Origin of the sequence: Vibrio astriarenae, from assembly GCF_010587385.1 — a bacterium.
GTDB classification, from domain to species: domain Bacteria; phylum Pseudomonadota; class Gammaproteobacteria; order Enterobacterales; family Vibrionaceae; genus Vibrio; species Vibrio astriarenae.
The window spans coordinates 466,427-468,366 of record NZ_CP047476.1; the positions used below are offsets into that span (position 1 = coordinate 466,427).

The 1,940-nt window shown below is 41.6% G+C and carries 2 protein-coding genes; both read right to left on the reverse strand.

Annotation, left to right across the window (positions count from 1 at the left end; genetic code table 11):
- Positions 1-87: 87 nt before the first annotated feature.
- Entirely contained in the window at positions 88-1,437 is a 1,350-nt protein-coding gene (locus GT360_RS16580; protein ID WP_164650074.1) for an HlyD family type I secretion periplasmic adaptor subunit, read from the reverse strand.
- A 19-nt stretch (positions 1,438-1,456) separates the two neighbouring features.
- On the reverse strand, positions 1,457-1,783 hold the full coding sequence (locus tag GT360_RS16585; RefSeq protein WP_164650075.1) for a hypothetical protein: 327 nt from the start codon (positions 1,781-1,783) through the stop codon (positions 1,457-1,459).
- Between the last annotated feature and the right edge of the window lie 157 nt (positions 1,784-1,940).

Below are 1,940 nucleotides of genomic sequence, written 5' to 3' on the forward strand. Positions count from 1 at the left end.
CGAAAACGATCGAAAATACTATCGATGCCAGAAGGCTAACTCGAAAGAGTGAGAGTGTGAATAATGCTTTAGGTGAGCTCACATTAACTACCTCTCATCGAAAGCATCTTCAATAGCTGACATGACGGGTTTAGCTGCATATTCGATGACGCGTCGAGAGCCAGTCTTCACGTCAGCAGTAAACTCCATGTAGGGTGAGAGGTTGTATTTTGCACCAGATCGTTCCAAGTAATTATTTTCTAGTTCAATGGCTGCTAAGTAGAATTGTGTATCTTCCTCTTCATAGGATGAGCGACTGATCGAGGTGATAGTACCTTGTATAAATCCGTATTTGGCGAAGTTGTAGGTGTCTAACTTCACCTTCACCTGTTGACCAACTTCTACAAACCCCATTTCTTTGCGAGGTATTTTAGCCTCCCCGTGGAGTGTGTTGTTCAATGGCGCAATATCTGCGATGCTCTCTCCAGGGGGGACAATCGCAGATTTGAAGTTAAAATGGACTTTATCAACAACGCCATCAATAGGAGAGTACACAGTCAGTCGATCGACTTTGTCTGAGTGCTGCGGCTGTTGAAGTTGTTTTATACGAATGTCTTTTTGGGCTTGGATAATTTGGGCTTGATATTCTGCGTTGCGGTTTTCAATGAGATCGACGAGCTGTTTATCAAGTTTTTGCAGTTGAAAGTCTTCATTCATTAATGACTCATCAAGGTTTTCAATTTCGCGAACCATGTTTGACTCTTGAACTTGCACATTCAACACATCGACATAGGACGCCATCTCTTCTTTATAAAGTGTATCTTTGATCTCTAGTTGTTTTCTTATAAGACTTAATTGATTGACAGAGCTTACGCGACGCTTTTTCATCGAGCTGATGAGTGCATTTTTATGATCAATATCGTGGGTAATTAGAAGCTCGTTAGATTGGTTTTTGTTGAACTCTTGGCGCCACGTGTTTAGATTTGTGGAGACGAGCTCTGGAAAACGTTCCTGGTATGGGGAAAAGTCAGGCTCAGCCATATCGAGCAAACTTTGGTAGCGGATAATATCGAGTTCCAATTGGACGAGTTCGGTGTTTACTGTGTCTAGTTGGCTATTACGCTCTAGTGCTTTCAATTGTGCAATAGGCTGCCCTTCATAAACTAGGTCACCCTTCTGCACTAGCAGCTCTTCCAGTATTCCACCTTCTAGGTGCTGAACTTTTTCTATATCGGAGTCGAGTAGCAACTCCCCGCGTACGGATACGACAATATCAATACGAGCCTGTGAAGCCACTATAACCGCGATGATGATCAGCAGGAAAATGACCAACAAGGTTTTGTGCACAGGGGTCATCGTGCTTGAAAGAACGACTTTGTCATCCACAACTGAACCCTCAGGGTTATTACTTGAGATAAGGGCATTCTTGAGATGTTGCTCTATTGGGTTTTTATTCACACTTAACCTAACTTCATTGTCATTGTGTTAATTGCAAGATTTGCTGCTCTATCACATCAAGGTCAACACTAATGTCGTTTATCAAATCTTCTGGCGGATAAAATTCATATTTGGCCAGGTGCTCTAAGCGAGCGAGTCCTAGAGGCGTTTTGCTGTCATTTAACAGCATCAAGGTCAATCTTAACTGGTTCGCGTAGGTCATTAATTGATAGTAATCCTCCTTTTCACACAGTGTTTGGATGTGTGAAATAGGACACTTGAAGTGTGTCAGGTAGTCAACCAACAGTAGTTGCATTCCCGTATGATTAAACTCCATGGACTTGGAGAGCTCTTCCATATCAATCATCGTCTATTCCATCTAGAACCTCAGAAAGTAATAAAGTAGCTACATGACTGTTTTTCAATTTTATTTTGTTAGAAAAAGGTGAAAAAAGTTTGATGTTTACGATTTGTTTTCTTTACTGCCAAAGAACGTATATGGATTTTTCCCAATGGAGCGCGTC

Excerpts from the sequence above, each read along its gene's own strand:
- GT360_RS16585 (WP_164650075.1), bottom strand. The coding sequence starts at position 1,783 with ATGATTGATATGGAAGAGCTCTCCAAGTCCATGGAGTTTAATCATACG.